Origin of the sequence: Thermomonospora curvata DSM 43183 (assembly GCF_000024385.1) — a bacterium.
Classification (GTDB): Bacteria; Actinomycetota; Actinomycetes; order Streptosporangiales; family Streptosporangiaceae; genus Thermomonospora; species Thermomonospora curvata.
In genome coordinates this window covers 3,479,256-3,505,284 of sequence record NC_013510.1, presented here as the reverse complement: position 1 = coordinate 3,505,284, position 26,029 = coordinate 3,479,256, and the positions used below count along the sequence as shown (strand labels likewise).

The following is a 26,029-nucleotide window of genomic DNA, read 5'->3' as shown; positions in this document are numbered from 1 at the left end:
CTCGCACTCGCCCCCGGAGGGAGCTGGGACCGGGACCGAACGCCCCGGACCCGTCTCCAGGGATGGTTACGGACAGTGACGGTAAAACGGGGAGGGCCCCAGGTCAAGCCGATTGGAAAAAAGCGGTCGAATCGCGGGGACGGGCCCCGGCCCCGGCATGCCCCGCCCGCCCGGCTCACCGCGGCGGCCCCCCGCCGCACCCCGCCCGAAGTGACCTCTCTCACCTGGCAAGACGTCCCGGCCTGGGAGCAGACCGGCCGAAGCGGGCTGCTACGGTGAGGGCGGCAAGACGTCCTTTAAGCCCCGTCCCGTGAGGCGGGAAAGGAGGTTGAGGCGGTGAACGCTGCCTCCAGGCCGGCGGAGCCGGCCGAGGCGCGCGATGCGGAACGTGATTTGCGACACAAGGCCGTTCTCGAGGCCCCCGAGATCCGCCGCGCGCTCACCCGTATCGCCTACGAGATCCTCGAACGCACCAAAGGCGGCGACGACGTCGTCCTGCTGGGCATCCCGACCCGCGGGGTGACGCTCGCCCGCCGGCTGGCCGCCCGGCTGCAGGAGGTCGAGGGCAAGCCCTTCCCGCACGGCTCGCTCGACGTCACCATGTACCGCGACGACCTGCGGATGCGTCCGGCCCGGGCGCTCGGCAGGACCGACCTGCCGGCCGAGGGCATCGACGACCGCATCGTGGTGCTGGTGGACGATGTGCTGTTTTCCGGCCGCACCGTCCGCGCCGCGCTGGACGCCCTCAGCGATCTGGGCCGGCCGCGCGCCGTGCAGCTGGCGACGCTGGTGGACCGGGGCCACCGCGAGCTGCCCATCCGCGCCGACTATGTGGGCAAGAACCTGCCCACCTCGATGCGCGAGACCGTCCGGGTGCTGCTGACCGAGAACGACGGCCGGGACGCGGTGCTGATCGGACCGGCCGACGGCGCCCGCGACGGATCGCCGTCGCCGGCCCGCCGCCCGCCGGCCCGGCGCCCCGACGATGCAGCAGGTTCGCCCGACAGGAAGTCCGCAAAGTGAAGCGTCACCTCATCTCCGCGGCCGATCTGAGCCGGGACGACGCGCTGCTGGTGCTGGACACCGCAGAGGAACTCGCCCAGATCGCCGACCGCTCGATCAAGAAACTGCCGACCCTGCGCGGCCGCACGGTGGTCAACCTGTTCTTTGAGGACTCCACCCGCACCCGCATCTCCTTCGAGGCCGCCGCCAAGCGCCTGTCGGCCGACGTGATCAACTTCTCCGCCAAGGGCTCCAGCGTCTCCAAGGGCGAAAGCCTCAAGGACACCGCGCTGACCCTGGAGGCCATGGGCGCCGACGCGGTGGTCATCCGGCACAGCGCCGCCGGCGCCCCCCACCGCCTGGCCACCTGGGTGCGCGGCAGCGTCATCAACGCCGGCGACGGCACCCACGAGCACCCCACCCAGGCGCTGCTGGACGCCTTCACCATGCGCCGCCGCCTGGGCGACCTGGACGGCCGGCGGGTCACCATCGTCGGGGACGTGCTGCACAGCCGGGTGGCCCGCTCCAACGTGCTGCTGCTGAACACCCTCGGCGCCGAGGTCACCCTGGTCGCCCCGCCGACGCTGCTGCCGGTCGCGGTGGACTCCTGGCCCTGCTCGGTCTCCTACGATCTGGACGCCGAGCTGCCCAAGAGCGACGTGGTGATGATGCTGCGGGTGCAGCGCGAGCGCATGAACGCCGCCTACTTCCCGACCGTCCGCGAATACAGCCGCCGCTACGGGCTGGACGCCGAGCGCGTCGCCAAGCTGCCCGAGCACGCCATCGTCATGCACCCCGGCCCGATGAACCGCGGCGTGGAGATCGCCGCCGAGGTGGCCGACTCGCCCCGCTCCACCGTGACCGAGCAGGTCACCAACGGCGTCAGCGCCCGCATGGCCGTGCTCTACCTGCTGCTGGGCGGCTCGGAGCCGGCCATCGGCAAGGAGGTGTCCGAGTGAGCCACAGCTTCCTCATCAAAGGCGCGCGCCTGCTCGGCGGGGAACCCGCCGACCTGCTGCTGCGGGACGGGGTGATCGCCGAGGTCGGCCGCGGCCTGGACGCCGCCGGCGCCCAGGTGCTCGACGCCGCCGGGCTGATCGCCCTGCCCGGCCTGGTCGACCTGCACACCCACCTGCGCGAGCCCGGCCGCGAGGACGCCGAGACCGTGGAGACCGGCACCCGCGCCGCCGCCAAGGGCGGCTACACCGCGGTGCACGCCATGGCCAACACCCACCCGGTCGCCGACACCGCCGGCGTGGTGGAGCAGGTGTGGCGGCTGGGCCGGGAGGCCGGGTACTGCGATGTGCACCCGGTCGGGGCGGTCACCCAGGGCATCGCCGGCAAGCACCTGGCCGAGCTGGGCGCGATGGCCGACTCGGCCGCGCGGGTGCGGGTGTTCTCCGACGACGGGCACTGCGTGTCGGACGCGGTGATCATGCGGCGGGCCCTGGAGTACGTCAAGGCCTTCGACGGCGTCATCGCCCAGCACGCCCAAGAGCCCCGCCTCACCGAGGGCGCCCAGATGAACGAGGGCGAGGTCTCCGCGGAGCTGGGACTGCCCGGCTGGCCCGCGGTGGCCGAGGAGGCCATCATCGCCCGCGACTGCCTGCTGGCCGCGCACGTGGGCTCCCGGCTGCACGTCTGCCACGTCTCCACCGCCGGCTCGGTGGAGATCATCCGCTGGGCCAAGAGCAAGGGCTGGCAGGTGACCGCCGAGGTCACCCCCCACCACCTGCTGCTGGACGACACCCTGGTGCGCGGCTACGACCCCATCTACAAGGTCAACCCGCCGCTGCGCACCGCCGAGGACGTGGCCGCGCTGCGCCAGGGGCTGGCCGACGGCACCATCGACGCGGTCGCCACCGACCACGCCCCCCACCCGGTCGAGGACAAGGAGACCGAGTGGGCCGCCGCCGCCATGGGCATGATCGGGCTGGAGACGGCGCTGCCGGTCATCCAGCTCGCCATGGTGGAGACCGGGCTGCTGGACTGGGCCGGCGTGGCCGACCGCATGTCCTTCCGCCCGGCCCGCATCGGCCGCCTGGAGGGGCAGGGCCGGCCGCTGGAGGCCGGCTCCCCCGCCAACGTGGTGCTCTACGACCCGTCCCCGCGCACCGTCGTCGACCCGGCGACCTTCGCCTCCAAGAGCCGCAACAGCCCCTTCGCCGGCCTGGAGCTGCCGGGCCGGGTGGTGGCGACGTTCCTGCGCGGCCGGCCCACCGTCTGGGAAGGAAAGCTGCAATGACCCGACCCGCCGCGATGCTCGTGCTCGAAGACGGCCGGGTGTTCCATGGGGTCGCCTTCGGCGCCGAGGGCGAGACGTTCGGGGAGATGGTCTTCAACACCGGCATGACCGGCTACCAGGAGACCCTCACCGACCCGTCGTATGCCGGGCAGATCGTGGCGATGACCGCTCCGCACATCGGCAACACCGGCGTCAACGACGAGGACCCCGAGTCCGGGCGCATCCAGGTGGCCGGGTACGTGGTGCGCGAGCCGTCCCCCATCGCCTCCAGCTGGCGGGCCCGCCGCACCCTGGAGGAGGAGCTCAGGGCCCAGGGGATCGTCGGCATCGCCATGCCCGGCACTCGCGCCCTCACCCGCCACCTGCGCGACAAGGGCGCCATGCGCGGCGGGATCTCCAGCGTGGAGACCGACCCGCAGGCGCTGCTGGAGCGGGTGCTGGCCAGCCCGTCGATGGAGGGCGCCGACCTGGCCCGCACCGTCACCACCCCCGAGCCGTATGTGGTCCCGCCGGTCGGCCCCAAGCGCTACACCGTGGCCGCCGTGGACTTGGGGATCAAGGCGATGATCCCGCGCTACATGGCCGAGCGCGGCTGCCAGGTGCACGTGCTGCCGGCCACCTCCACCGCCGAGGACATCCTGGCGCTGGACCCCGACGGGGTGTTCTTCAGCAACGGGCCGGGCGACCCGGCCGCCACCGGGTACGCGGTCGAGACGCTGCGCGGGGTGCTGCAGGCCGGCAAGCCGTTCTTCGGCATCTGCCTGGGCAACCAGATCTTCGGCCGGGCGCTGGGGCTGGGCACCTACAAGCTGCGGTTCGGCCACCGCGGCATCAACCAGCCGGTGCGGGACCGCCGCACCGGGCGGGTGGAGATCTCCGCCCACAACCACGGGTTCGCCGTGGACGCCCCGCTGGACGGCCCGTTCGACACGCCCTTCGGCCGCGCCGAGGTCAGCCACGTCAACCTCAACGACGGCTGCGTGGAGGGCCTGCGGCTGCTGGACTACCCGGCCTTCAGCGTCCAGTACCACCCGGAGGCCGCGGCCGGCCCGCACGATTCCACTTCGCTGTTCGACCGGTTCTGCGAGCTGATGGATGGGAAGGCCGCGAACGGGAAGGCGCGTGCGTAATGTGTCCCGATTTCTTCCGTCCTGGGGCTGTCGTCGGCCCGTGTGATTCCGCCGGTCTTCTCGACCAGTTCTGTGAAGCCATGGAGGGCGCCCGGTAATGCCTCGCCGCCAAGATCTCAAGTCGGTCCTGGTGATCGGCTCCGGGCCGATCGTCATCGGCCAGGCATGTGAATTCGACTACTCCGGAACCCAGGCGTGCCGGGTGCTCAAGTCCGAGGGGCTGCGCGTCGTCCTGGTCAACAGCAACCCGGCGACGATCATGACCGACCCGGAGTTCGCCGACGCCACCTATGTCGAGCCGATCACCCCGGACGTGGTCGAGAAGATCATCGCCAAGGAGCGGCCGGACGCGCTGCTGCCCACCCTGGGCGGCCAGACCGCCCTCAACACCGCGATCGCGCTGCACGAGTCGGGGGTGCTGGAGCGCTACGGGGTGGAGCTGATCGGCGCCGACATCGAGGCCATCCAGGCCGGGGAGAACCGCGAGCGCTTCAAGGAGGTCGTCGCCGCGGTCGCCGCCAAGTACGGCCTGAACGCCGAGTCGGCCCGCTCGGTGATCTGCCACAGCATGGACGAGTGCCTGGCCGCCGCCGCCGAACTGGGCTACCCGCTGGTGGTGCGGCCCTCCTTCACCCTCGGCGGCACCGGCTCGGGCATGGCCTACAGCGAAGCGGACCTGCGCCGCATCGCCGGCGCCGGGCTGGCCGCCAGCCCCACCAGCGAGGTGCTCCTGGAGGAGTCCATCCTCGGCTGGAAGGAGTACGAGCTGGAGGTGATGCGCGACCGGGCCGACAACGTCGTCATCGTGTGCTCCATCGAGAACCTGGACCCGATGGGCGTGCACACCGGCGACTCCATCACCGTCGCCCCGGCGATGACGCTGACCGACCGCGAGTACCAGAACATGCGGGACGTGGCGATCGCGGTGATCCGCGAGGTCGGGGTGGACACCGGCGGCTGCAACATCCAGTTCGCGGTGCACCCCGAGACCGGGCGGATGATCGTCATCGAGATGAACCCGCGGGTCTCCCGCTCCTCGGCGCTGGCCTCCAAGGCCACCGGCTTCCCGATCGCCAAGATCGCCGCCAAGCTGGCCATCGGCTACACCCTCGATGAGATCCCCAACGACATCACCCGCGAGACCCCGGCCAGCTTCGAGCCCACCCTCGACTACGTCGTGGTCAAGGTGCCCCGCTTCGCCTTCGAGAAGTTCCCCGGCGCCGACGCCACGCTGACCACCCACATGAAGTCGGTGGGCGAGGCCATGGCGATCGGCCGGTCCTTCCCCGAGGCGCTGCAAAAGGCGCTGCGGTCGCTGGAGCAGAAGGGCTCGTCCTTCTCCTGGGACGGCGAGCCCGGCGACCCGCAGGAGCTGCTGCGCAGCGCCGGCCGGCCGCACGAGGGCCGGCTGCGCGATGTGCAGCGGGCGCTGTGGGCCGGCGCCACCGTCGAGCAGGTCCACCGGGCCACCGGCATCGACCCGTGGTTCCTGGAGCAGATCGCCGCCATCAACGAGGTCGCCGACCAGATCCGCACCGCCGAGGACGCGCTGACCCGCGACAAGCTGCTGACCGCCAAGCGCTACGGCTTCTCCGACGCCCAGATCGGGCAGTTGCGGGGCCTGCCGGAGGAGGTGGTCCGGGAGCTGCGGCGGGCGCTGGGCGTGCGGCCGGTCTACCACACCGTGGACACCTGCGCCGCGGAGTTCGCCGCCCGCACCCCCTACCTGTACTCCACCTACGACGAGGAGACCGAGGTCCCCACCGGGGACAAGCCCAAGGTCATCATCCTCGGCAGCGGCCCCAACCGCATCGGCCAGGGCGTGGAGTTCGACTACTCCTGCGTGCACGCTTCCTTCACCCTCTCGGAGGCCGGTTACGAGACCGTCATGGTCAACTGCAACCCCGAGACGGTCTCCACCGACTACGACACCTCCGACCGGCTGTACTTCGAGCCGCTCACCTTGGAGGACGTGCTGGAGGTGGTGCACGCCGAGCAGCAGACCGGCCCGGTCGCCGGGGTGATCGTCCAGCTGGGCGGGCAGACCCCGCTGGGGCTGGCCCAAAAGCTCAAGGACGCCGGCGTGCCGATCGTGGGCACCTCGCCGGAGAGCATCCACCTGGCCGAGGACCGCGGCGCCTTCGGCCGGGTGCTGGAGCGGGCCGGGCTGCCGGCTCCCAAGCACGGCACCGCCACCTCGTTCGAGGAGGCCCGCAAGATCGCCGCCGAGATCGGCTACCCGGTGCTGGTGCGCCCCTCCTACGTGCTGGGCGGACGCGGCATGGAGATCGTCTACGACGACGCCACGCTGCAGTCCTACATGGCCAAGGCCACCGAGGTCAGCCCCGAGCACCCGGTGCTGGTGGACCGGTTCCTCGATGAGGCGGTCGAGATCGACGTCGATGCCCTCTTCGACGGCGAGGAGCTGTACCTGGGCGGGATCATGGAGCACATCGAGGAGGCCGGGATCCACTCCGGCGACTCGGCCTGCGCCCTGCCCCCCATCACGCTGGGCCGCGAGGACATCGAGCGGATCCGCACCTCCACCGAGGCGCTGGCCCGCGGCATCGGGGTGCGCGGCCTGATCAACGTCCAGTACGCCCTGTCGGCGGGGGTGCTGTACGTGCTGGAGGCCAACCCGCGCGCCTCCCGCACCGTCCCGTTCGTCTCCAAGGCCACCGCGGTCCCCCTCGCCAAGGCCGCCGCCCGGGTGATGATGGGCGCCACCATCGCCGAGCTGCGCGCCGAGGGGCTGCTGCCGCGCGAGGGCGACGGCGGCACGCTGCCGCTGGACGCCCCCATCGCGGTCAAGGAGGCGGTGCTGCCCTTCGACCGGTTCCGCAACGCCCAGGGCCAGGGCGTGGACATCGTGCTCGGCCCGGAGATGCGCTCCACCGGCGAGGTCATGGGCATCGACGAGACCTTCGGCACCGCCTTCGCCAAGTCCCAGCAGGCCGCCTACGGGGCGCTGCCGACCAAGGGACGGGCGTTCGTGTCGGTGGCCAACCGGGACAAGCGCTCGATGGTCTTCCCCGTCAAGCGCCTGGCCGACCTGGGCTTTGAGATCCTGGCCACCGAGGGCACCGCCGAGGTGCTGCGCCGCAACGGCGTGCATGCCAAGATCGTGCGAAAGCACAGCGAAGGGCCCGGTCCCGACGGCGAGCCCACCATCGTCCGGCGCGTCCTCGACGGGGAGGTGGACCTCATCGTCAATACTCCCTTCGGCAGCCCCGGCCAATCGGGGCCGCGACTGGACGGCTATGAGATCCGCACCGCCGCGGTGCTGCGGGGCATCCCGTGCGTGACCACCACGGCCGGACTGGCCGCCGCGGTGCAGGGCATCGAGGCCATCGTCCGCGGCGACCTGGGCGTCCGCTCGCTGCAGGAACACGCCGAACGCCTGCGGGCCGCCCGCCGGTGACGGCCCGCCGATGAGGGAGGGACGAGGGGGTGACCGACAACGCCGCTCGGGCCGCCGCCGGCGCCCTGCGCACCTCGGCGATCGTGCTGACGGTCCGCCAGGTGCGCGACTACCACGCGATCACGCTGGTGGCGCCCGCGGTCGCCGAGCGGTTCCGGCCGGGGCAGTTCGTGGCGCTGGCGGTCGGCGGGGAGCACACCGGCCGGCTGCTGCGCCGCTGCTTTTCGGTCTATGAGGTCAAACCCGACTACGGCGGCACCGTGGAGGTGGTCTTCGACCACCGCGGCTCCCGCGATGTGGGCACCGCCTGGCTGGCCGGCCGCAAGGCCCGCGACAAGATCGATGTGGTCGGCCCGCTGGGCCGTCCCTTCCGGCTGCCCCGCGACCCGGTCAACTGCCTGCTGGTGGGCGGGGGAGTGGGCGCGGCGGCGCTGTTCGCGCTGGCCGACACGCTGCGCCGGCGCGAGTGCCGGGTGCACTTCCTGCTGGGCGGGCGCTCGGCCCAGGCGGTGTTCGGGGCCCGCTCGGCCCAGCGGGTCGGCGACTCGGCCACCGTCGTCACCGACGACGGCTCGCTGGGGGAGAGCGGGACGGTGCCCCAGGTGCTGCCGCGGGTGATCGAGGAGACCGCCGCCGATGTGGTCTACGCCTGCGGTCCCACCGAGATGCTGCGCGCGGTGAGCACCACCGCCACCCGCTACGGCCTGCCCTCCCAGGTGTCGGTGGAGGAGTTCCTGCAGCAGACCGCCGCCTGCGGCACCGGGCTGTGCCTGACGTGCGTGCTGCCCATCGTCGGCGACGACGGGATCACCCGCATGGTGCGGGCCTGCGCCGACGGCCCGGTGCTGCGCGGCGACCGGGTGCGCTGGGGCGATCTGGGCACCATCCCGTTCGACGCGCTGGGCGCCCCGCGGGCGGCCGGAGGTGGGACATGACCGACATGACCACCCGCCTGGGGCCGCTGGAGCTGGCCAACCCGGTGCTGACCGCCGCCGGCTGCGGCGGCACCGGCCGCGAGCTGGCCCGCTTCTTCGACCTGACCAGGCTGGGGGCGTTCACCACCACCTCGGTCATGCTGCAGCCCAGGGCGGGCCGGCCCACCCCGCGCGTGGCCGAGACGCCCAGCGGCATCCTGACCGCGATGGGGCTGCCCGGGCCCGGCGTCGACTCCTTCCTGGAGCGCGACATGCCCTGGCTGACCGAGCGGGAGGTGCCGGTGATCGTGTCGGTCGCCGGCCACAGCGTGGAGGAGTACGCCGAGGTGGCGCGGCGGGTGCAGATCGCGCCGGCGCTGGCCGCCGTGGAGATCAACCTGGCCGCCCCCAACCTGGAGGACCGGGGCCGGATGTTCGGCCGGCTGCCGGGCCCGGCCGCCGACGTGGTGCGCGCGGTGCGCTCGGTCACCCGCCGCGACGTGCCGGTGCTGGCCAAGCTCGCCCCCGACGTCAGCGACCTGGTCACCATCGCGCTGGCCTGCGTGGACGCCGGCGCCGACGGGCTGAGCCTGATCAACACCATGGCCGGGCTGGCGATCGACCCGCACACCATGCGGCCGGCGCTGGCCGGGGTGTCGGGCGGGCTGTCGGGCCCGGCGATCCGGCCGGTGGCGCTGCGCTGCGTCTACGAGGTGCACGCCGCGCTGCCCACCACCCCCATCATCGGGATCGGCGGGGTGTCCAGCGGGTTGGACGCCTTGGAGTTCATCCTGGCCGGCGCCAGCGCGGTGGCCGTGGGCACCGCGCTGTTCCACGACCCCGTGGCCCCTCCGCGGATCGTGCGCGAACTGGAGGACGCGCTGAGCGCCCGCAAGATCGCCCGGCTGGCCGATGCGGTGGGACTGGCCCACCGGCTGCCGCCCCAGGGGCAGGCCGGGTACGTTCCCCCACAGATCAGCCCTCCGCGGCCCGTCCCGCCGGGCGTGGGCCGGGCTGAAGGAGCCTAAGGAGACGCCGCCGTGACACCCGCTCCGATCGCCGTCGCGCTGGACGCGCCGGACCTGGAGACCGCCGCCCGCTGGGCGAGCCTGGTGACCCCCCATGTCAGCACCGTCAAGGTCGGTCTTGAGCTCTATCTGCGCTACGGGCCGGACGTGGTCGCCAGCGTGCGCGGCGCCAGCGGTGTGCAGGTCTTCTTGGACCTGAAGCTGCACGACATCCCCGCCACCGTCGCCGGGGCCGCCCGGGCGGTGGCGCGGCTGCGGCCGGACTTTCTGACCGTGCACGCCACCGGCGGGGAGGCCATGATCCGGGCCGCCGTGGAGGCCGCCCCCGACGTGCGGATCGCGGCGGTGACCGTGCTGACCTCCCTGGGGGAGGAGGACCTGGGCCGGATGGGCCTGGCCGGACCGGCCTCAGACGCCGTACGGCGCCTTGCGGCGCTGGCGGTGGGGGCGGGGGCGCGGGCGCTGGTCTGCTCGCCGCAGGAGGCCGCTGCGGTCCGCGCAGAGGTGGGGCCCTCGATCACCCTCATCACCCCCGGGGTGCGCCCGGCGGGCAGCGCCGCCCAGGACCAGGCCCGGGTGGCCACCCCCGAGCAGGCCCTGCAGGCCGGCGCCGACCTGCTGGTGATCGGACGGCCCATCACCGGGGCCCCCGACCCGGGCGCCGCCGCGGCCGCCATCGCCGCCGCGCTGCGCCGCCGCGCCGCCGGCTGAGAGCCGGACGCCGCGAAGGTCTTACCGGAGCCGGGCGGGGAAGATGACCGATGTGTTTCGGGCTTCGGCCGAGCCGGGGCGCCGGTTCCGAAAAGAACACGGCGGATGCGTTTTCGAGATGAAGATCACTCTTTGCGGAGAGCGCGGCGCCGGTTCCGTGCCGGTGTGCGAAAGCCCTGGCACGCAAGGGGATCCGGCGTCGCCCCGGGAGATTGTGTACACTGTGTATTCAGGACACTCCAAGGAGTGATTTTCGTGATTTTGTGGCGGGCGGAACAGCACTTCACGTTGCTTTATGGGGTGTGAACTCGCTAGTTTCCCAACCCGTCCGACTCCGTCGAGTGGAAACACGAGGTGACCCGGCGTGGCTCTTCCGCCCCTAACCCCCGAACAGCGCGCCGCAGCATTGCAGAAGGCCGCTAAGGCCCGTAAGGAGAGGGCCGAAGTTAAGAATCGGCTCAAGCATGGGGGTACCTCGCTCGCCGAGGTCCTCAAGATTGGGCAGACCGATGATGTCATCGGAAAGATGAAGGTGTCGGCTCTCCTGGAATCCCTTCCGGGCGTGGGCAAGGTCCGTGCCAAGCAGATCATGGAGCGCCTGGGCATCGCCGAGTCCCGCCGCGTGCGGGGCCTGGGGGCCAACCAGCGCGCCTCCCTGGAGCGTGAGTTCGGCGGCGGTGCGAACCGCTGACGATGATCGCGCAGGCGGGCGCGGCGCAATGAGCGCCGCGGCCGGTTCCGGCCTGCCCGAGGAGAAGGGCGCTCGGAACGGCACCACCCCGCCCGGTTCCGGCGCCGAGCCGGCCGCGGGCGGATGCGCGCCGTCCTCGCCGCGGCGCCGTCTGACCGTTCTGTCCGGGCCGTCCGGCGTCGGCAAGAGCACGGTGGTCACCGAGATCCGGCGATCGCACCCGGAGGTGTGGCTGTCGGTCTCGGTGACCACCCGGCCCCCCCGCCCGGGGGAAAAGCACGGCGTGCAGTACTTCTTCGTCGATGATGCCGGTTTTGACCGGCTCGTCGCCGATGGGGAATTGCTGGAATGGGCGGAGTTCGCGGGGAACCGCTACGGGACCCCGCGGGCTCCGGTCGCCGAAAAGCTCGCCGCGGGCGTGCCCGTCCTGCTGGAAATCGATCTGCAGGGGGCGCGTCAGGTGCGCCGGGCGATGCCGGACGCGCTGCTGGTGTTCTTGGCCCCGCCCTCCTGGGACGAGCTGGTGCGCCGCCTGGTGGGCCGCGGCACCGAGCCGCCGGAGGTGATCGAGCGCCGGCTGGAGGCCGCCCGCGTCGAGCTGGCCGCCGAAAAAGAGTTCGACGTCACCTTGGTCAACACATCCGTCCAGGATGTGTGCCGGGAGCTGCTAGCCTTGATGGTCGACCAGACTTCGGATTAGTGGAAGGCCAAGCGTGGCAGCCAACAGCGAAGGCATCACCAACCCGCCGATCGACGAGCTGCTGGAGGTCGTCGACACCAAGTACGGCCTGGTGACCATCGCGGCCAAGCGGGCACGCCAGATCAACGCCTACTACGCCCAGCTCGGCGAGGGGCTGCTGGAGTACGTCGGCCCCCTGGTGGAGACCCAGGTCCAGGAAAAGCCCCTGTCGATCGCGCTGCGCGAGGTGCGCGAGGGCCTGCTGCACGCCGAACCCATCGACAACTAGCGGCGGGCGGCCCGCTACCCTCGTTCGCATGACCCCCGCCAAACCCCGGGTCGTCCTCGGGGTCGGTGCCGGCATCGCCGCGTACAAGGTGTGCGAGCTGCTGCGGCGGCTCACCGAGTCCGGCCACGATGTGCATGTCGTGCCCACCCGCGACGCCCTGCGTTTCGTCGGCGAACCCACCTGGGCGGCCCTGTCGGGCAACCCGGTGGCCGCCGAGGTGTGGACCGGTGTGGATCAGGTCCCGCATGTGCGGCTGGGGCAGGGCGCCGACCTGGTGTTCGTGGCCCCCGCCACCGCCGACCTGCTGGCCAGGGCCGCCTGCGGGCTGGCCGACGACCTGCTCACCAACACGCTGCTGACCGCCCGCTGCCCGGTGGTGTTCGCACCCGCGATGCACACCGAGATGTGGGAGCACCCGGCCACCCAGGCCAACGTGGCCACGCTGCGCGAGCGCGGCGCGATCGTGCTGGAGCCGGCGGTCGGGCGGCTGACCGGCGCCGACACCGGCAAGGGCCGGCTGCCGGAGCCGGCCGAGCTGTTCGAGGTCGCCCGCCGGGTGCTGGCCCGCGGCAACGCCCCCGCCGACCTGGCCGGCCGGCACGTGGTGGTCTCCGCCGGCGGCACCCGCGAGCCGATCGACCCGGTCCGCTTCATCGGCAACCGCTCCTCCGGCCTGCAGGGGTACGCGCTGGCCCGCACCGCGCTGGCCCGCGGCGCCCGCGTCACGCTGGTGGCGGCCAACGTGGCGCTGCCCGACCCGGCGGGCGCCCAGGTCGTGCCGGTGGGCACCGCCGAGGAGATGCGCAAGGCCGTGCTGGAGGCGGCGGCCGACGCCGACGCGGTGGTGATGGCCGCGGCGGTGGCCGACTTCCGGCCCGCCGACTACCGCACCTCCAAGATCAAAAAATCCGAGTCGGGCGAGCCTGAGCCGATCGAGCTGGTACGCAACCCCGACATCCTGGCCGAGCTGGGGCAGCACCGCCGCCCCGGGCAGGTGATCGTGGGGTTCGCCGCCGAGACCGACGACGTGCTGGCCAACGGCCGCGACAAGCTCGTCCGCAAAAAGTGCGACCTGCTGGTGGTCAACCAGGTCGGGGAGAACCTCGCCTTCGGCCGTCCCGACAACGCCGCCGTGGTACTGGCCGCCGACGGCGCAACCACCGAGATCCCACGCGGCCCCAAAGAGGACCTCGCGGACGTGGTATGGGACCTGGTCGTTGCGCGCCTGTAGCGCCCGGGCGCGGCGAAGCGCGCTTTACCGCCGAGAGGAAAGCGGTGGGATCGGGCGGCGGCGTCGCCGTTCCCGATACACTTCGTCGGAAATAGACCGCCGGCGCGGCAGCGCGCCGGGTCGGCCCTCGATTATGCACAGTCCGTCCTGCGACGTCAGTCAGCAGCCGCTGCAAGGAGTTCACGCACGTGTCTCGCCGTCTGTTCACCTCTGAGTCCGTCACCGAAGGACATCCCGACAAGATTGCGGACCAGATCAGCGACGCGATCCTGGACGCGATGCTGAAGGACGACCCCAAGAGCCGGGTCGCCGTGGAGACCCTGATCACCACCGGCCAGGTGCATGTGGCCGGCGAGGTGACCACCGAGACCTACGTGGACATTCCCGGGGTCATCCGCGAGAAGATCCTGGAGATCGGCTACGACTCCTCTCAGAAGGGTTTTGACGGTCACTCCTGCGGCGTTTCGGTGTCCATCGGCGCCCAGTCGCCCGACATCGCCCAGGGCGTCGACGACGCCTATGAGTCCCGTGAGGGCGAGGCCGTCGACGAGCTGGACCGGCAGGGCGCCGGCGACCAGGGCCTGATGTTCGGCTACGCCACCAACGAGACCCCCGAGCTGATGCCGCTGCCGATCACCATCGCGCACCGGCTGGCCCGGCGGCTGGCGCAGGTCCGCAAGGACGGCACCGTCCCCTACCTGCGTCCGGACGGCAAGACCCAGGTGACCATCGAATACGACGGCGACCGTGCGGTGCGGCTGGACACCGTGGTGGTCTCCAGCCAGCACGCTCCCGACATCAACCTCAAGGAGCTGCTGACCCCGGACATCAAGGAGCACGTGGTCGACCCGGTGCTGGCGGAGTTCGACCTCGACAGCGACGGTTACCGGCTGCTGGTCAACCCGACCGGCAAGTTCGAGATCGGCGGCCCGATGGGCGACGCCGGGCTGACCGGCCGCAAGATCATCGTGGACACCTACGGCGGCATGGCCCGCCACGGCGGCGGCGCCTTCTCTGGCAAGGACCCCTCCAAGGTGGACCGCTCCGCCGCCTACGCCATGCGGTGGGTGGCCAAGAACATCGTCGCCGCCGAGCTGGCCGACCGCGCCGAGGTCCAGGTCGCCTACGCCATCGGCAAGGCCAAGCCGGTGGGCGTGTTCGTGGAGACCTTCGGCACCGAGAAGGTCCCGGTCACCAAGATCCAGGAGGCCGTGCTGGAGGTGTTCGACCTGCGCCCGGCCGCCATCGTGCGCGACCTGGACCTGCTGCGCCCCATCTACTCCCAGACCGCCGCCTACGGCCACTTCGGCCGCCAGGAGCCGGACTTCTCCTGGGAGCGCACCGACCGCGCCGACGCCCTCCGCTCGGCCGTCGGCCTGTAAGAGAGCACGCGCCCTTCGCGGGCGGCTTGCGAGCGTGCGCGGGCGGCTCGCCCGCTCCGGCCACCGGGCCGGGGCGCGGCGGGCCGCCCGCCTGTGCCGCGCCTTCCCGGTCCCCGGGATCTGGTAGGACGGGAGCGTGACGAACGGCGGCGAGACAGAACCGATCCCGGGCATGGGCGCGCTCGCCGCGCCGAAACCCGGGAGCGCCGCCAAACCCGCCGGCAAGGAGCCCAAGAAGGGCGCCCGCCGGCCCGCCGAGCGCCTGCCGGTGGCCCGGGTGCTGGTGGACGTGCCGCTGCCGCACCTGGACCGGCCCTTTGACTACCTCGTCCCCGAGCAGCTGGACGCCCAGGCGGTGCCCGGCTGCCGGGTGCGGGTGCGCTTCGCCGGGCAGCTGGTGGACGGCTTCCTGGCCGAACGGGCGGAGGGCAGCGACCACGAAGGCCGCCTGCTCTTCCTGGAGCGCGTCATCTCCCCCGAACCGGTGCTGACCGGCGAGATCGCCGCGCTGGCCCGGGAGGTCGCCGACCGGTACGCCGGCACCGTGGCCGATGTGCTGCGATTGGCCATCCCGCCCCGGCACGCCCGCGTCGAGGCCGAACCGGCCGCCGCGCCACAGCCGTGGCGGCCCGACCCTCCCGCTCCCGGCCCGTGGGCGCACTACCCGGCCGGGCCGTCCTTCCTGGCGGCGCTGGCCGCCGGCGGCTCGCCCCGCGCGGTGTGGACGGCGCTGCCCGGCCCGGACTGGCCGCAGGCCATCGCCCGCGCCGTCCAGGCCGCCCTGGCCTCCGGCCGCGGCGCGCTGGTGGTGCTCGCCGACGGCCGCCAGGTCGCCCGGGTCGACGCCGCGCTCGCCGCAGAACTCCAGGCGCCCTCCCGGCACGTGGCGCTGACCGCGGACCAGGGGCCGGCCGAACGCTACCGGCGCTGGCTGGCGGTGCTGCGCGGCACGGCGCGGGCGGTGGTGGGCACCCGGGCGGCGATGTTCGCGCCCGTCCGCGACCTGGGACTGGTGGTGCTGTGGGACGACGGCGACGACGTGCACGCCGAACCCCACGCCCCCTACCCCCACCCCCGCGAGGTTCTGGCGCTGCGGGCGCACCGGTGCGGGGCCGGGGCGCTCATCGGCGGCTTTTGCCGCACCACCGACGCCACCGTGCTGGTGGAGACCGGCTGGGCGCGTCCCCTCACCGCCGAGCGGGCACGGATCCGCGCGGTGATGCCGCGGGTGCGTCCCGCCGGCGACGACGCCGAGCTGGCCAGGGACGAGGCGGCGCGCACCGCACGCCTGCCCGACCTGGCGCTGCGCACCGCCCGGCGGGCGCTGGCCGACGGCCCGGTGCTGGTCCAGGTGCCCCGGCGCGGCTACCTGCCCGGGCTGCGCTGCGAGCGCTGCCGCGAACCGGTGCGCTGCGCCGCCTGCCGGGGGCCGCTGTCGCTGCGGTCGGCGCAGGCGGCCCCCGACTGCCGCTGGTGCGGGCGGATCGCCGGCGGCTGGCGCTGCCCCGAGTGCGGCTGGGCACGGCTGCGGGCCGCCGTGGTGGGCGCCAAGCGCACCGCCGAGGAGCTGGGCCGCGCCTTCCCCGGCGTGCCGGTGCGGACCTCCGGCCGGGAGGGGGTGCTGGATGCGGTGGACGGCCGTCCCGCGCTGGTGGTCTCCACCCCCGGGGCCGAGCCGGTCGCCGCCGGCGGGTACGCGGCGGCGCTGCTGCTGGACGGCTGGGCGCTGCTGGGCCGCGCCGACCTGCGGGTGGCCGAGGAGACGCTGCGCCGCTGGATGAACGCCGCCGCGCTGGTCCGCCCGGCCGCACCGGTGGTGGTGCTGGCCGAAGGGTCGCTGCCGCCGGTGCAGGCGCTGCTGCGCTGGGACCCGGTGACGCTGGCCGAACGGGAGCTGGCCGACCGGCGGGAGCTGGGGTTCCCGCCGGCCGTCCGGATGGCGTCGCTGACCGGCACCCCCGCGGCGATCCGCGAGCTGCTGGAGGCGGCCCGCCTGCCGCCCGGCGCCGAGGTGCTCGGGCCCGTCCCGGTGACGGACGAGGCCGCCGCGGAAGGCCCGGTCAAGGAGCGCGCCCTGGTGCGGGTGCCGCGCCGGGCGGGGCCGGCGCTCGGGCGGGCGCTGAAGGAGGCCCAGGGGGTGCGCAGCGCCCGCCGCGCCCCCGACCCGGTGCGCGTGCAGATCGACCCGCTGGAACTGTTGTGAGGCGGCTGGCTTTCAGGGAGATCAAGCTCGCGAAGCGCCGGTCAAAAGCCGCCGCCTCCGCTAGGGTGCCCTGGTGGCTGACGAGCAGGTGGACAACTGGGCAGAGCGTGCCCTGGCCGATCTGGACCGCTGGGCGGACGGGCACGAAGGCGGCATCGACACATACGGGATCCGGCTGCTGCTGGAACTGGTGCGCCAGGAACCGGAGCTGAGCGAACCGCAGGAGCTGGACCCGCCCCGGCTGCGCCGGCTGATGCTGGAGACCTTCGTGGAGACGGTGGTCGCAGAGGCCGAGGACCTGCCGTCGATCATGGCCAGTGCGGGCGCGCTGGTGGACTTCCTGGCCGGCACCGGGCGGATCCCCGCCGGGCGGGCCGCCGAGCTGCACGCGGAGCTGAAGGCGCTGGAACCGGAACTGGCCGAGATCCTCACCGAGCTGGATGAGGCCGAACAAGAGTCGGTCCAGGAACTGGTGCAGGGCATGATGCTCGCCGACGGCATCGACCTGGACGATGAGGCGGCCGTGCAGCGCTGGCTGACGGACTTCGAGTCCCTCAGCGAGGCCGAGCGCTTCGCCCGGGCCGGCGCCTATCTGCAGGCGAGCGAGGAGATGCGGGTGCCGCCGGTGGTGCTGGCCCCGCCCGCCGAGCTGGCCGCCGCCGCCCGCCGCTGCGCGGCCGCCGCGCCGGGCGACGGCGACGACGAGGCCGTGCTGGCCTCCTGGCTGCAGTCGTTCGACCGGGCCGTGACCGGCGGCTTCGCGGGCGGCGACGAGGCCGCCGCGCAGGTGCGCGCCGAGCTGACCGGCGTGCTCCTTCACCTGTACGAGCAGGACGAACCGGCCGCCCCCCGGGAGCTGGCGCAGGCGCTGACCGAGCATCTGCGGCAGGTCGCCGCGGCGCCCGCGCCCGAGGAGGTGGCCGCCGCGTTGGACCGCGAACTGCAGGAGCTGCAGCGCTGGGGCGCCGTGGAGACCACCGCCGAGGGCGGGGTGGCACTGACCCCGCTGGGCGTGTGGGGGGTGCGGGAGTTGCTGCTGGCCGAAGGGTTCATCGCCCCGGTCGTCGGCGAACTGGCCGACCGCCCGGCCGCCGCCCTGGTGGAGGGGCTGGCCTGGCACGGCCCCGAGGAGCTCGCCCTGGAGGTCGAACGCTGGCTGAGCGCCCGTCCGCCCGAGTCCGCCGCCGCCGAGCTGGTGGAGGTCATGCGCTTTGGCAGCCCGTCGGCCCGCGGCATCGCCGCCGCCGTGCTGGGCGGCCTGGACGCGAGCGCCGCCCCCGTGGTGCGGGAGGCGCTGGAGGACCCGGCGACCCGTCCCTACGCCAGGCTGTGGCTGCACGAGCGGGGGGACGCCGCGGCCGAACCCGCCCGCGAGGACCTGGTGTGGATGCTGACCGACACGGTCGCGGCGATGCTGGAGACCGCCGACCCCGCCGAGGCCGTGGCCGAGGCGGTGGACACCCTCCCGCCGGGCGCCGGGCTGCGGGAGCTGATCGACGGCATGGCCGGCATCGGGCACCCCCAGGCCGCCGAGGTGCTGGACGCGCTCGCCGCGCACCTGGCCGACCCCGTGCTGGCCGAGGCCGCCCGCGCCGAGGCGGCCCGGGCGGGCGCGCGGTGAGCGGGCCGTGCGGATCTCCCTAGACTGAAAAGACGTTTTCTCCCCGTCCGACAGGAGCCGTAAGTGGCCGTCAAGCCCATCCGTCTATTCGGCGACCCGGTGCTGCGCACACCGGCCGAGCCGGTCAAGGACTTCGACAAGGAACTGCGCAAGCTGGTCAAAGACCTCACCGACACCATGATCGACGCGTCCGGGGCCGGACTGGCGGCCCCGCAGCTGGGGGTGAGCCTGCGGGTGTTCACCTACTGCGTCGAGGACCGGCTGGGGCACCTGGTCAACCCGACGCTGGACCTGTCGGAGGACCAGGAGGAGGACGAAGAGGGCTGCCTGTCCATCCCCGGCCTGACCTTCCCGACCCCGCGGGCCAAGCGGGCGGTCGCCAAGGGCTTCAACATGTACGGCGAGCCGATCACCCTGGAGGGCACCGACCTGCTGGCCCGCTGCGTCCAGCACGAGACCGACCACCTGGACGGCATCCTGTTCATCGACCGGATGGACCCCGAACAGCGCAAGGCCGCGATGAAGCTGATCCGCCAGGCCGAGTGGTTCGGCGAGCCCGTCCCGGTGATCAAGGAGTCGCCGCACCGCACCCTGGGCAGGGCGCTGTAGCGCGCGGCAGGCAGGTGCGGCCGCCCTCGCGCCGGGTAGGCCGCCTGAGGGAGGCAACGATTACATGAGGCTGGTCTTCGCCGGTACGCCCGAGACGGCGCTGCCCGCGCTGGAGGCGCTGCTGGAGTCGCGGCACGAGGTGGCCGCCGTCGTCACCCGGCCCGATGCGCCCGCCGGCCGGGGCCGCCGCCTGACGGCGAGCCCCGTGGCCCAGCGCGCCGAAAAAGCCGGGATCGAGGTGCTCAAACCCGCCAAGGCCAAGGACCCCGACTTCCTGGACCGGCTGCGGCGGATCGCCCCCGACTGCTGCCCGGTGGTCGCCTACGGGGCGCTGCTGCCCCGCGTCGCCCTGGACATCCCCCGCCACGGCTGGGTCAATTTGCACTTTTCGCTGCTGCCCGCCTGGCGCGGCGCCGCCCCCGTGCAGCACGCCATCCTGCACGGCGACGACATCACCGGCGCCTGCACCTTCCAGATCGAAGAGGATCTGGACACCGGGCCGGTCTACGGGATGCTCACCGAGCCGATCCGCCCCACCGACACCGCCGGGGACCTGCTGGAGCGGCTGGCCCGCGCCGGCGCCCGGCTGCTGGTGGACACCATGGACGGCATCGAGCAGGGCGCGCTGCAGCCCAGGCCGCAGCCGGCCGAGGGCGTCTCCTATGCGCCCAAGCTCACCCCCGAGGACGCCCGCATCGACTGGAAGGCCCCGGCCATGCGGGTGGACCGGCTGGTGCGCGCCTGCACCCCGGCCCCCGGCGCCTGGACGACCTTCCGCGGCGAGCGGCTCAAAGTCGGCCCCGTCCGCCTGGCCGCCGGCGGCGGCGAGCTGGCCCCCGGGAAGCTGAAGGCCGGCAAACGGGAGGTGCTGGTGGGCACCGCCACCCACCCGGTGGCCCTGGGGGAGGTCCAGCCGCAGGGCAAGCGCCGGATGCCGGCCGCCGACTGGGCGCGCGGCCTGTCCCTGACCGACGAGGACGTGCTGATCTGATGACCGCGCTCTGCAACGCCGGCCTCCCGCCCGGCGCGCCTGTCCGCACCCGGGGGGTGCGGCTCTGATGGGCTCCCGCAACGCGCGCACCCGGCGCGCCGGACGGCGGCCCGGTGCGCCCCGCCGCACCGGACGCCCCCAGGACCTGGTGCGGCGCACCGCCTTCGAGGTGATCCGGGCGGTGCAGACCCGCGACGCCTACGCCAACCTGCTGCTGCCGGTGCGGCTGCGCGAACGGGGCCTGACCGGCCGGGACGCCGCGCTGGCCACCGAGCTGACCTACGGGACGCTGCGCGGGCGCGGCACCTACGACGCGGTGCTGGAGGTGTGCAGCGACCGCCCCTTGCGCCGCATCGACGAGCCGCTGCTGGATGTGCTGCGGCTGGGCGCCCACCAGCTGCTGGGCACCCGCATCCCCCCGCACGCCGCCGTCGGCACCGCGGTGGAGCTGGCCCGCTCGGTCGTCGGGGCGGGACGGGCCGGGTTCGCCAACGCGGTGCTGCGCAAGGTCGCCACCCGTGACCTGAAGGCGTGGCTGGACATCGTCGCCCCGCCCGACGACGAGCTCGGCCGGCTGTCGGTGACCTACAGCCACCCCCGCTGGATCGTCTCGGCGCTGCGCGATGCGCTGGGCCCGGCCCGGGATGAGATCGAGGCGCTGCTGGCCGCCGACAACGACCGGCCGCGGGTGACCCTGGTCGCCAAACCCGGCCGCGCCACGGTGGCCGAGCTGGTCGAGGCCGGGGCCGAACCGGCCGCCTGGTCACCGCAGGCGGCCGTGCTGCCCGAAGGCGACCCGGCGGCCATCGAGGCGGTCGCCGCCGGCCGCGCCGCCGTCCAGGACGAGGCCAGCCAGCTGGTGACGCTGGCGCTGGCCGCCGTGCCGCTGGACGGCCCCGACGGCCGCTGGCTGGACATGTGCGCCGGGCCGGGCGGCAAGGCGGGCCTGCTGTCGGGCCTGGCCGGCGGGCGCGGCGCCCGCCTGTTGGCCTGCGACCTGCAGGAGCACCGGGCCGCGCTGGTGCGCCAGGCGGTCGATGACCGCACCGCCGTGGCGGTGGCCGACGGCACCGCGCCGCCCTGGCGTCCCGCCTCCTTCGACCGGGTGCTGCTGGACGCCCCGTGCACCGGGCTGGGGGCGCTGCGGCGCCGTCCCGAGGCCCGCTGGCGGCGTGACCCCAGCGCGCTGGCCGAGCTGGGGCCGCTGCAGCGGGCGCTGCTGGCCGCGGCGCTGGAGGCGGTCCGGCCCGGGGGAGTGGTGGCGTACGTGACGTGCTCGCCGCACCTGGCCGAAACCCGCGTGGTCGTCGACGACGTGCTGCGCGACCGCCCGGACGTGCAGCGGCTGGACGCCCCGGCCGTGCTCGCCGAGACGGCCCGCGGGGAGCTGACCGGGCTGGGGGAGGGCCCCTACGCCCAGTTCTGGCCGCACCGGCACGGCACGGACGCGATGTTCCTGGCCCTGTTGCGCCGCACCGGCTGAAAACCGGCCGGCGGCGACGGGCCGGATACGGATCACCGCCCCGGGAAGGGACGGGCCGTGACGGAGTTCATGCAGGCCGCGTCGTTCATCGGCGGGACGGGGTTCTACCTGTCGCTGCTGGTGGTGGCGTTCTGGTGCGTCTCGCCCCGCCCCGCCGCGACCGTGGGCGTGGCGCTGGCCCTGAGCGGGACGGTCAACGCGGTGCTGAAGCTGGTCTTCGCCCAGCCGCGGCCGTACTGGAACGACCCGCAGGGGATGGCGCACGCGGCGGAACCGACCTTCGGCATGCCCTCCGGTCACGCCCAGGCGGCCGTGGTCGTCTGGGGGCTGCTGGCCGTGCACGTCACCCGGCGGGGGCGCCCTGTCGGGCTTCCCGGGCCGCTGCCGGCGCTGCGGCCCGGTTGGGTCTGGGCGCCGGCCGGGGCGGTGATCGTCCTGGTCGGGGTGTCCCGGGTGTATCTGGGGGTGCATTCGGCGGGCCAGGTGGCGGCGGGCTGGGCGGTCGGCGCGGTGCTGCTGGCCGGGGTCGTCCGGTTCGGGCCCCGGCTCCTTGCCCGGTGGCGTGCCCTGCGGATCGGGTGGCAGGTGACGCTGAGCGCGGCGGTGACGCTGGGCGCGGTGGCGGGCGCCCTGGCCGCCCTGGCGCCGCCGGGGGAGTGGGGGAGGCTTCTGGTGGACGGCGCGGCCGTGGCCGGTCCCGAGCGGGCCGGCCTGGAAGACGCGCTGCAGGCCGCCGGGCTGCTGGGCGGCCTGGCGGCGGGGCTGTCCGTGACGGCCCGCCGCGGCTGGTTCACCGCCGGCGGTCCGCCGCCGCGCCGGGCGGCCCGTCTCCCGGTCGGGCTGGCCGGCCTGGCGGTGATCAATCTCACGGTGGGGTTCGGCCCGGCCCCGCCGGCGCTGCTGTGCGGCCGGCTGCTGAGCGGCCTGTGGATCGGCGCCGGGGCCGTGGAGGTGTTCGTGCGAGCGGGGTTGGCCCGGCGTTCCACCCCCGCCCTCCCCCGGACGGGTGAACCCGCCATGGCCGAGGACACCTAGACTCGACCATCATGGCCGCAAAGATCTTTCCCAGCATCCTGTCCGCCGACTTCGCCCGCCTGGCCGAGGAGGTCGCGCTGATCTCCGACGACGCCGACTGGGTGCACGTCGATGTGATGGACAACCACTTCGTGCCCAACCTCACGCTGGGCCTGCCGGTCGTGGAGTCGCTGGTCAAGCACAGCGCGCTGCCGCTGGACTGCCACCTGATGATCGAGGACCCCGACCGCTGGGCCCCCGCCTACGCCGAGGTCGGCGCCGGCAGCGTGACCATTCACGCCGAAGCGGCCAAGGCCCCGATCCGCACCCTGCGCGCCATCCGCGCCGCCGGGGCGCGGGCCGGGCTGGGCATCAACCCGGCCACCCCGCTGGAGCCGTACGAGGAGCTGCTGGGCGAGATCGACATGCTGCTGCTGATGACCGTCGAGCCCGGTTTCGGCGGCCAGAAGTTCCTGGACCTGGTGCTGCCCAAGGTCCGCCGCGCCCGCCAGCTGATCAAAAGCCGGGACCTTGCGGTCTGGCTGCAGGTCGACGGCGGGGTCAGCGCCGAGACCATCGAACGCTGCGCCGAGGCCGGCGCCGATGTGTTCGTGGCCGGCAACGCCGTCTACGGTGCCGACGACCCGGCCGAGGCCGTCCGCCTGCTGCGCGCCAAGGCCGAGGCCGCCGGGGCCTGAACCCGGCCGGGACGTCCGGCCGGACCGGGCCCGGGAGCGCGCCCGTCCGGCCGCCTGTTTCCGCCCGCCGTCTCACTGGGCGGGATGTGATTTCAGCGCCCCGCACGCCACCGTCAAAAGCCCTTTGACCTGCTGTTGGAACGGTCCCGGCGGGCCGCCGGGCGGGTGCGGGGGCGGCCGCGAAGACCCCGGTGCGGACCCGGTGGCGGGACCTGGCATGAATCTGGGAATGCCGGACATGGCACACTGGTTGTGAGTCCTTGAACGCGTGCTCCGGGGTCGGTGGAACTCCGAACCGGCGGTGAAAGTCCGCGACCCGGCCGAAGCCATCGGCCGGTTGACCCGGTGGAACTCCGGGACCGACGGTGAAAGTCCGGATGGGAGGCAGCACGCCGGGCGCCCCTGTGCGGGGCGCCGTGCTCGTTCGTCCCCGGAGCCACGACCGTCTCGAAAGACGCGGGAGGCCCGGGGAGATGAGACCACCCCAGACGGCACCGGCCGGCGAGCGACCGTCCGGTGCCCGCGCATGCCCGCCCCGCTCCTTCGGAACGGTCCCGCCCGCCCCGCAGCCGGCGGCAGGCGTTCACTTCGGCTGTGCCCAGGGTCCGGACCGCCCGTGGCCGGCACCCGCCCGAGAGGAGCGCTAGAGGATGTTCACCGGCATTGTCGAGGAGCTCGGCGAGGTCGTCGCGGTGGAACCCGCCGGGGACTCGGCCCGGCTGACCGTGCGCGGTCCGCTGGTCACCCAGGACGCCGTGCACGGCGCCTCCATCGCGGTCAACGGGGTCTGCTTGACCGTGGTGGAGGTGAACGGCGAGGAGTTCACCGCCGATGTGATGAAAGAGACGCTCGACCGTTCCAGCCTCGGCGTCCTGGAACCCGGTTCGCCGGTCAACCTGGAACGGCCCGTGCGGCTGTCGGACCGGCTCGGCGGGCATCTGGTGCAAGGGCATGTGGACGGCGTGGGACGGATCGTCTCCCGGCGGGCCGAGGAACGCTGGCACCTGGTGACCGTCTCGGTGCCCGCCGAGCTGAGCAGGTACATCGTCGAAAAAGGCTCGATCGCCATCGACGGCGTCAGCCTGACCGTGGTGGAGGCCGGGCCGGAGCAGCTGTCGGTCTCGCTGATCCCGACCACCTTGGAACTGACCACCTTGGGCCGCAAAGGCCCCGGCGACCCGGTCAACCTCGAGGTCGACGTCATCGCCAAGTACGTCGAGCGGCTCACCGCTCACCGCACGGCGGAGCCCGCCCGATGAGCGGCCCGGCGGCACAGGCCGCAACGCCGCTTCCCCGATCGCATCCGGCACCGGCCGGGACGGCGCGCGGGGTGTTGATGCAAAGGAAGCAGGCGGGCGAGCAGACCCGCCGGGCGCGGCGGGCGGACCGGCCCGTCCGTTCTGAAACCAAGGAGACGGTGGCGGCATGATCGGCGATGTGATGGACGAGGTGACGGGCGAGGAGACCGGCGGCGGGATCTTCGACTCCGTCGAGGAGGCGCTGGCCGACATCGCGGCCGGCAAGGCGGTCGTGGTGGTCGACGACGAGGACCGCGAAAACGAAGGCGACATCATCTTCGCCGCCGCCAAGGCCACCCCCGAGCTGCTGGCCTTCACCATCCGCCACACCAGCGGGGTGATCTGCGTGCCGATGCTGGGCCAGGAGCTGGACCGGCTGCAGATCCCGCTGATGACGACGCAGAACGGCGACCGGATGCGCACCGCCTTCACCGTCAGCGTGGACGCCCGCGAAGGCATCAGCACCGGCATCTCGGCGGCCGACCGCGCCCACACCATCCGCCTGCTGAGCGACCCGGCCACCGGGCCGGAGGACATCGTCCGCCCCGGGCACATCTTCCCGCTGCGCTACCACGAGGGCGGGGTGCTGGTCCGCCGCGGCCACACCGAGGCGGCCGTGGACCTGGCCCGGCTGGCCGGGCTGCCCCCCGCCGGCGTGCTGGCCGAGGTGGTCAACGACGACGGCACCATGGCCCGCCTGCCGGAGCTGCAGGTCTTCGCCAAGGAGCACGGCCTGAAGCTGATCTCCATCGAGCAGCTGGTGGAGTACCGCAAGCGCACCGAGACCATGGTGCGCCGCGAGGTGGAGACCCGCCTGCCCAACCGGTACGGCATCTGGCGCGCGGTCGGCTTCTCCAGCGCCATCGACGGCGGCGAGCACGTGGCGCTGGTCTACGGCGACATCGGCGACGGGGAGAACCTGCTGGTGCGCGCCCACTCCGAATGCCTGACCGGGGACGTGCTGCACTCGGAGCGCTGCGACTGCGGCGCCCAGCTGGACGCCGCCATGGAGGCCATCTCCGCCGAGGGCCGCGGCGTCATCCTCTACCTGCGCGGCCACGAGGGCCGCGGCATCGGGCTGCTGGCCAAGCTCAAGGCCTACGCCCTGCAGGACCAGGGCCACGACACCGTCGACGCCAATCTGGAGCTGGGGCTGCCCGCCGACGCCCGCGAGTACTCCAACGCCGCGCAGATGCTGCTGGACCTGGGCGCCCGCTCCATCCGGGTGCTGACCAACAACCCCGCCAAGCTCACCGGGCTGGAGGGCTTCGGGCTGCGGGTGCTGGGACGGGTGCCGATGCCCGTCGTGGTCACCGAGCACAACCGGCGCTACCTGACCGTCAAGCGCGACCGCCTGGGCCACCGCATCGACGGCCTGGCGTGAGCTGC

Annotated in this window: 22 protein-coding genes and 1 riboswitch; all 22 genes read left to right on the top strand. The window is 73.5% G+C overall.

The window, feature by feature from the left end; translation table 11 throughout:
- Window positions 1-336: 336 nt before the first annotated feature.
- On the top strand, window positions 337-1,023 hold the full coding sequence (gene pyrR, locus TCUR_RS14875) for a bifunctional pyr operon transcriptional regulator/uracil phosphoribosyltransferase PyrR (protein WP_012853342.1): 687 nt from the start codon (window positions 337-339) through the stop codon (window positions 1,021-1,023).
- Entirely contained in the window at window positions 1,020-1,961 is a 942-nt protein-coding gene (locus TCUR_RS14870) for an aspartate carbamoyltransferase catalytic subunit (RefSeq protein ID WP_012853341.1), read from the top strand. Before pyrR ends, TCUR_RS14870 begins: the two co-directional genes overlap by 4 nt.
- A complete protein-coding gene (locus TCUR_RS14865; protein WP_012853340.1) occupies window positions 1,958-3,247 on the top strand; it encodes a dihydroorotase in 1,290 nt (429 codons plus the stop codon). The genes TCUR_RS14870 and TCUR_RS14865 overlap by 4 nt, the downstream gene beginning before the upstream one ends.
- Entirely contained in the window at window positions 3,244-4,377 is a 1,134-nt protein-coding gene (gene carA / locus TCUR_RS14860; protein ID WP_012853339.1) for a glutamine-hydrolyzing carbamoyl-phosphate synthase small subunit, read from the top strand. The genes TCUR_RS14865 and carA overlap by 4 nt, the downstream gene beginning before the upstream one ends.
- Before the next feature lie 97 nt (window positions 4,378-4,474).
- Window positions 4,475-7,798, top strand: a complete 3,324-nt coding sequence (gene carB / locus TCUR_RS14855) for a carbamoyl-phosphate synthase large subunit (RefSeq protein ID WP_012853338.1) — start codon at window positions 4,475-4,477, stop codon at window positions 7,796-7,798.
- Window positions 7,799-7,827: 29 nt separating this feature from the next.
- A complete protein-coding gene (locus TCUR_RS14850) occupies window positions 7,828-8,733 on the top strand; it encodes a dihydroorotate dehydrogenase electron transfer subunit (protein ID WP_012853337.1) in 906 nt (301 codons plus the stop codon).
- Entirely contained in the window at window positions 8,730-9,740 is a 1,011-nt protein-coding gene (locus TCUR_RS14845) for a dihydroorotate dehydrogenase (protein WP_012853336.1), read from the top strand. Before TCUR_RS14850 ends, TCUR_RS14845 begins: the two co-directional genes overlap by 4 nt.
- A gap of 12 nt (window positions 9,741-9,752) precedes the next feature.
- The gene (gene pyrF / locus TCUR_RS14840; RefSeq protein WP_012853335.1) at window positions 9,753-10,451 is read left to right on the top strand and encodes an orotidine-5'-phosphate decarboxylase; all 699 of its coding nucleotides are present in this window, start codon (window positions 9,753-9,755) and stop codon (window positions 10,449-10,451) included.
- A 364-nt stretch (window positions 10,452-10,815) separates the two neighbouring features.
- Complete coding sequence (gene mihF, locus TCUR_RS14835) at window positions 10,816-11,142, top strand: integration host factor, actinobacterial type (RefSeq protein ID WP_012853334.1); 327 nt, start codon at window positions 10,816-10,818, stop codon at window positions 11,140-11,142.
- 28 nt (window positions 11,143-11,170) lie between these two features.
- Entirely contained in the window at window positions 11,171-11,842 is a 672-nt protein-coding gene (gene gmk / locus TCUR_RS14830; RefSeq protein ID WP_012853333.1) for a guanylate kinase, read from the top strand.
- Window positions 11,838-12,110, top strand: a complete 273-nt coding sequence (rpoZ, locus tag TCUR_RS14825) for a DNA-directed RNA polymerase subunit omega (protein ID WP_041439798.1) — start codon at window positions 11,838-11,840, stop codon at window positions 12,108-12,110. The genes gmk and rpoZ overlap by 5 nt, the downstream gene beginning before the upstream one ends.
- 28 nt (window positions 12,111-12,138) lie before the next feature.
- The gene (gene coaBC, locus TCUR_RS14820) at window positions 12,139-13,341 is read left to right on the top strand and encodes a bifunctional phosphopantothenoylcysteine decarboxylase/phosphopantothenate--cysteine ligase CoaBC (RefSeq protein WP_012853331.1); all 1,203 of its coding nucleotides are present in this window, start codon (window positions 12,139-12,141) and stop codon (window positions 13,339-13,341) included.
- Between the two features lie 188 nt (window positions 13,342-13,529).
- Window positions 13,530-14,723: a methionine adenosyltransferase gene (gene metK, locus TCUR_RS14815; RefSeq protein WP_012853330.1), complete on the top strand. Its 1,194-nt coding sequence runs from the start codon at window positions 13,530-13,532 to the stop codon at window positions 14,721-14,723.
- Between the two features lie 172 nt (window positions 14,724-14,895).
- Window positions 14,896-16,926 carry a primosomal protein N' gene (locus TCUR_RS14810; RefSeq protein WP_041439795.1) on the top strand — a complete coding sequence of 677 codons (2,031 nt, stop codon included), beginning with the start codon at window positions 14,896-14,898 and terminating at the stop codon, window positions 16,924-16,926.
- Between the two features lie 73 nt (window positions 16,927-16,999).
- Entirely contained in the window at window positions 17,000-18,547 is a 1,548-nt protein-coding gene (locus TCUR_RS25035; RefSeq protein ID WP_012853328.1) for a serine/threonine-protein kinase, read from the top strand.
- A gap of 63 nt (window positions 18,548-18,610) precedes the next feature.
- Entirely contained in the window at window positions 18,611-19,156 is a 546-nt protein-coding gene (def, locus tag TCUR_RS14800) for a peptide deformylase (protein ID WP_012853327.1), read from the top strand.
- Between the two features lie 64 nt (window positions 19,157-19,220).
- Entirely contained in the window at window positions 19,221-20,147 is a 927-nt protein-coding gene (fmt, locus tag TCUR_RS14795; protein ID WP_012853326.1) for a methionyl-tRNA formyltransferase, read from the top strand.
- A gap of 67 nt (window positions 20,148-20,214) precedes the next feature.
- Window positions 20,215-21,630, top strand: coding sequence for an RsmB/NOP family class I SAM-dependent RNA methyltransferase (locus tag TCUR_RS14790; RefSeq protein WP_012853325.1), 1,416 nt, complete (start codon window positions 20,215-20,217; stop codon window positions 21,628-21,630).
- Window positions 21,631-21,687: 57 nt separating this feature from the next.
- Window positions 21,688-22,665: a phosphatase PAP2 family protein gene (locus TCUR_RS14785; protein ID WP_041439792.1), complete on the top strand. Its 978-nt coding sequence runs from the start codon at window positions 21,688-21,690 to the stop codon at window positions 22,663-22,665.
- 11 nt (window positions 22,666-22,676) lie between these two features.
- Complete coding sequence (gene rpe, locus TCUR_RS14780) at window positions 22,677-23,342, top strand: ribulose-phosphate 3-epimerase (RefSeq protein ID WP_012853323.1); 666 nt, start codon at window positions 22,677-22,679, stop codon at window positions 23,340-23,342.
- A gap of 264 nt (window positions 23,343-23,606) precedes the next feature.
- Window positions 23,607-23,737, top strand: a riboswitch (FMN riboswitch).
- A gap of 255 nt (window positions 23,738-23,992) precedes the next feature.
- A complete protein-coding gene (locus tag TCUR_RS14775; protein ID WP_012853322.1) occupies window positions 23,993-24,601 on the top strand; it encodes a riboflavin synthase in 609 nt (202 codons plus the stop codon).
- 166 nt (window positions 24,602-24,767) lie between these two features.
- The gene (locus tag TCUR_RS14770; RefSeq protein WP_012853321.1) at window positions 24,768-26,024 is read left to right on the top strand and encodes a bifunctional 3,4-dihydroxy-2-butanone-4-phosphate synthase/GTP cyclohydrolase II; all 1,257 of its coding nucleotides are present in this window, start codon (window positions 24,768-24,770) and stop codon (window positions 26,022-26,024) included.
- Window positions 26,025-26,029 lie beyond the last annotated feature (5 nt).

Bases quoted from the DNA above. Each gene is read 5' to 3' on its own strand.
- TCUR_RS14845 (WP_012853336.1), top strand. From the start codon at position 8,730: ATGACCGACATGACCACCCGCCTGGGGCCGCTGGAGCTGGCCAACCCG.
- gmk (WP_012853333.1), top strand. From the start codon at position 11,171: ATGAGCGCCGCGGCCGGTTCCGGCCTGCCCGAGGAGAAGGGCGCTCGG.
- coaBC (WP_012853331.1), top strand. From the start codon at position 12,139: ATGACCCCCGCCAAACCCCGGGTCGTCCTCGGGGTCGGTGCCGGCATC.
- carA (WP_012853339.1), top strand. From the start codon at position 3,244: ATGACCCGACCCGCCGCGATGCTCGTGCTCGAAGACGGCCGGGTGTTC.
- TCUR_RS14810 (WP_041439795.1), top strand. From the start codon at position 14,896: ATGGGCGCGCTCGCCGCGCCGAAACCCGGGAGCGCCGCCAAACCCGCC.
- TCUR_RS14790 (WP_012853325.1), top strand. From the start codon at position 20,215: ATGGGCTCCCGCAACGCGCGCACCCGGCGCGCCGGACGGCGGCCCGGT.
- TCUR_RS14770 (WP_012853321.1), top strand. From the start codon at position 24,768: ATGATCGGCGATGTGATGGACGAGGTGACGGGCGAGGAGACCGGCGGC.
- TCUR_RS14775 (WP_012853322.1), top strand. From the start codon at position 23,993: ATGTTCACCGGCATTGTCGAGGAGCTCGGCGAGGTCGTCGCGGTGGAA.
- rpe (WP_012853323.1), top strand. From the start codon at position 22,677: ATGGCCGCAAAGATCTTTCCCAGCATCCTGTCCGCCGACTTCGCCCGC.
- carB (WP_012853338.1), top strand. From the start codon at position 4,475: ATGCCTCGCCGCCAAGATCTCAAGTCGGTCCTGGTGATCGGCTCCGGG.
- fmt (WP_012853326.1), top strand. From the start codon at position 19,221: ATGAGGCTGGTCTTCGCCGGTACGCCCGAGACGGCGCTGCCCGCGCTG.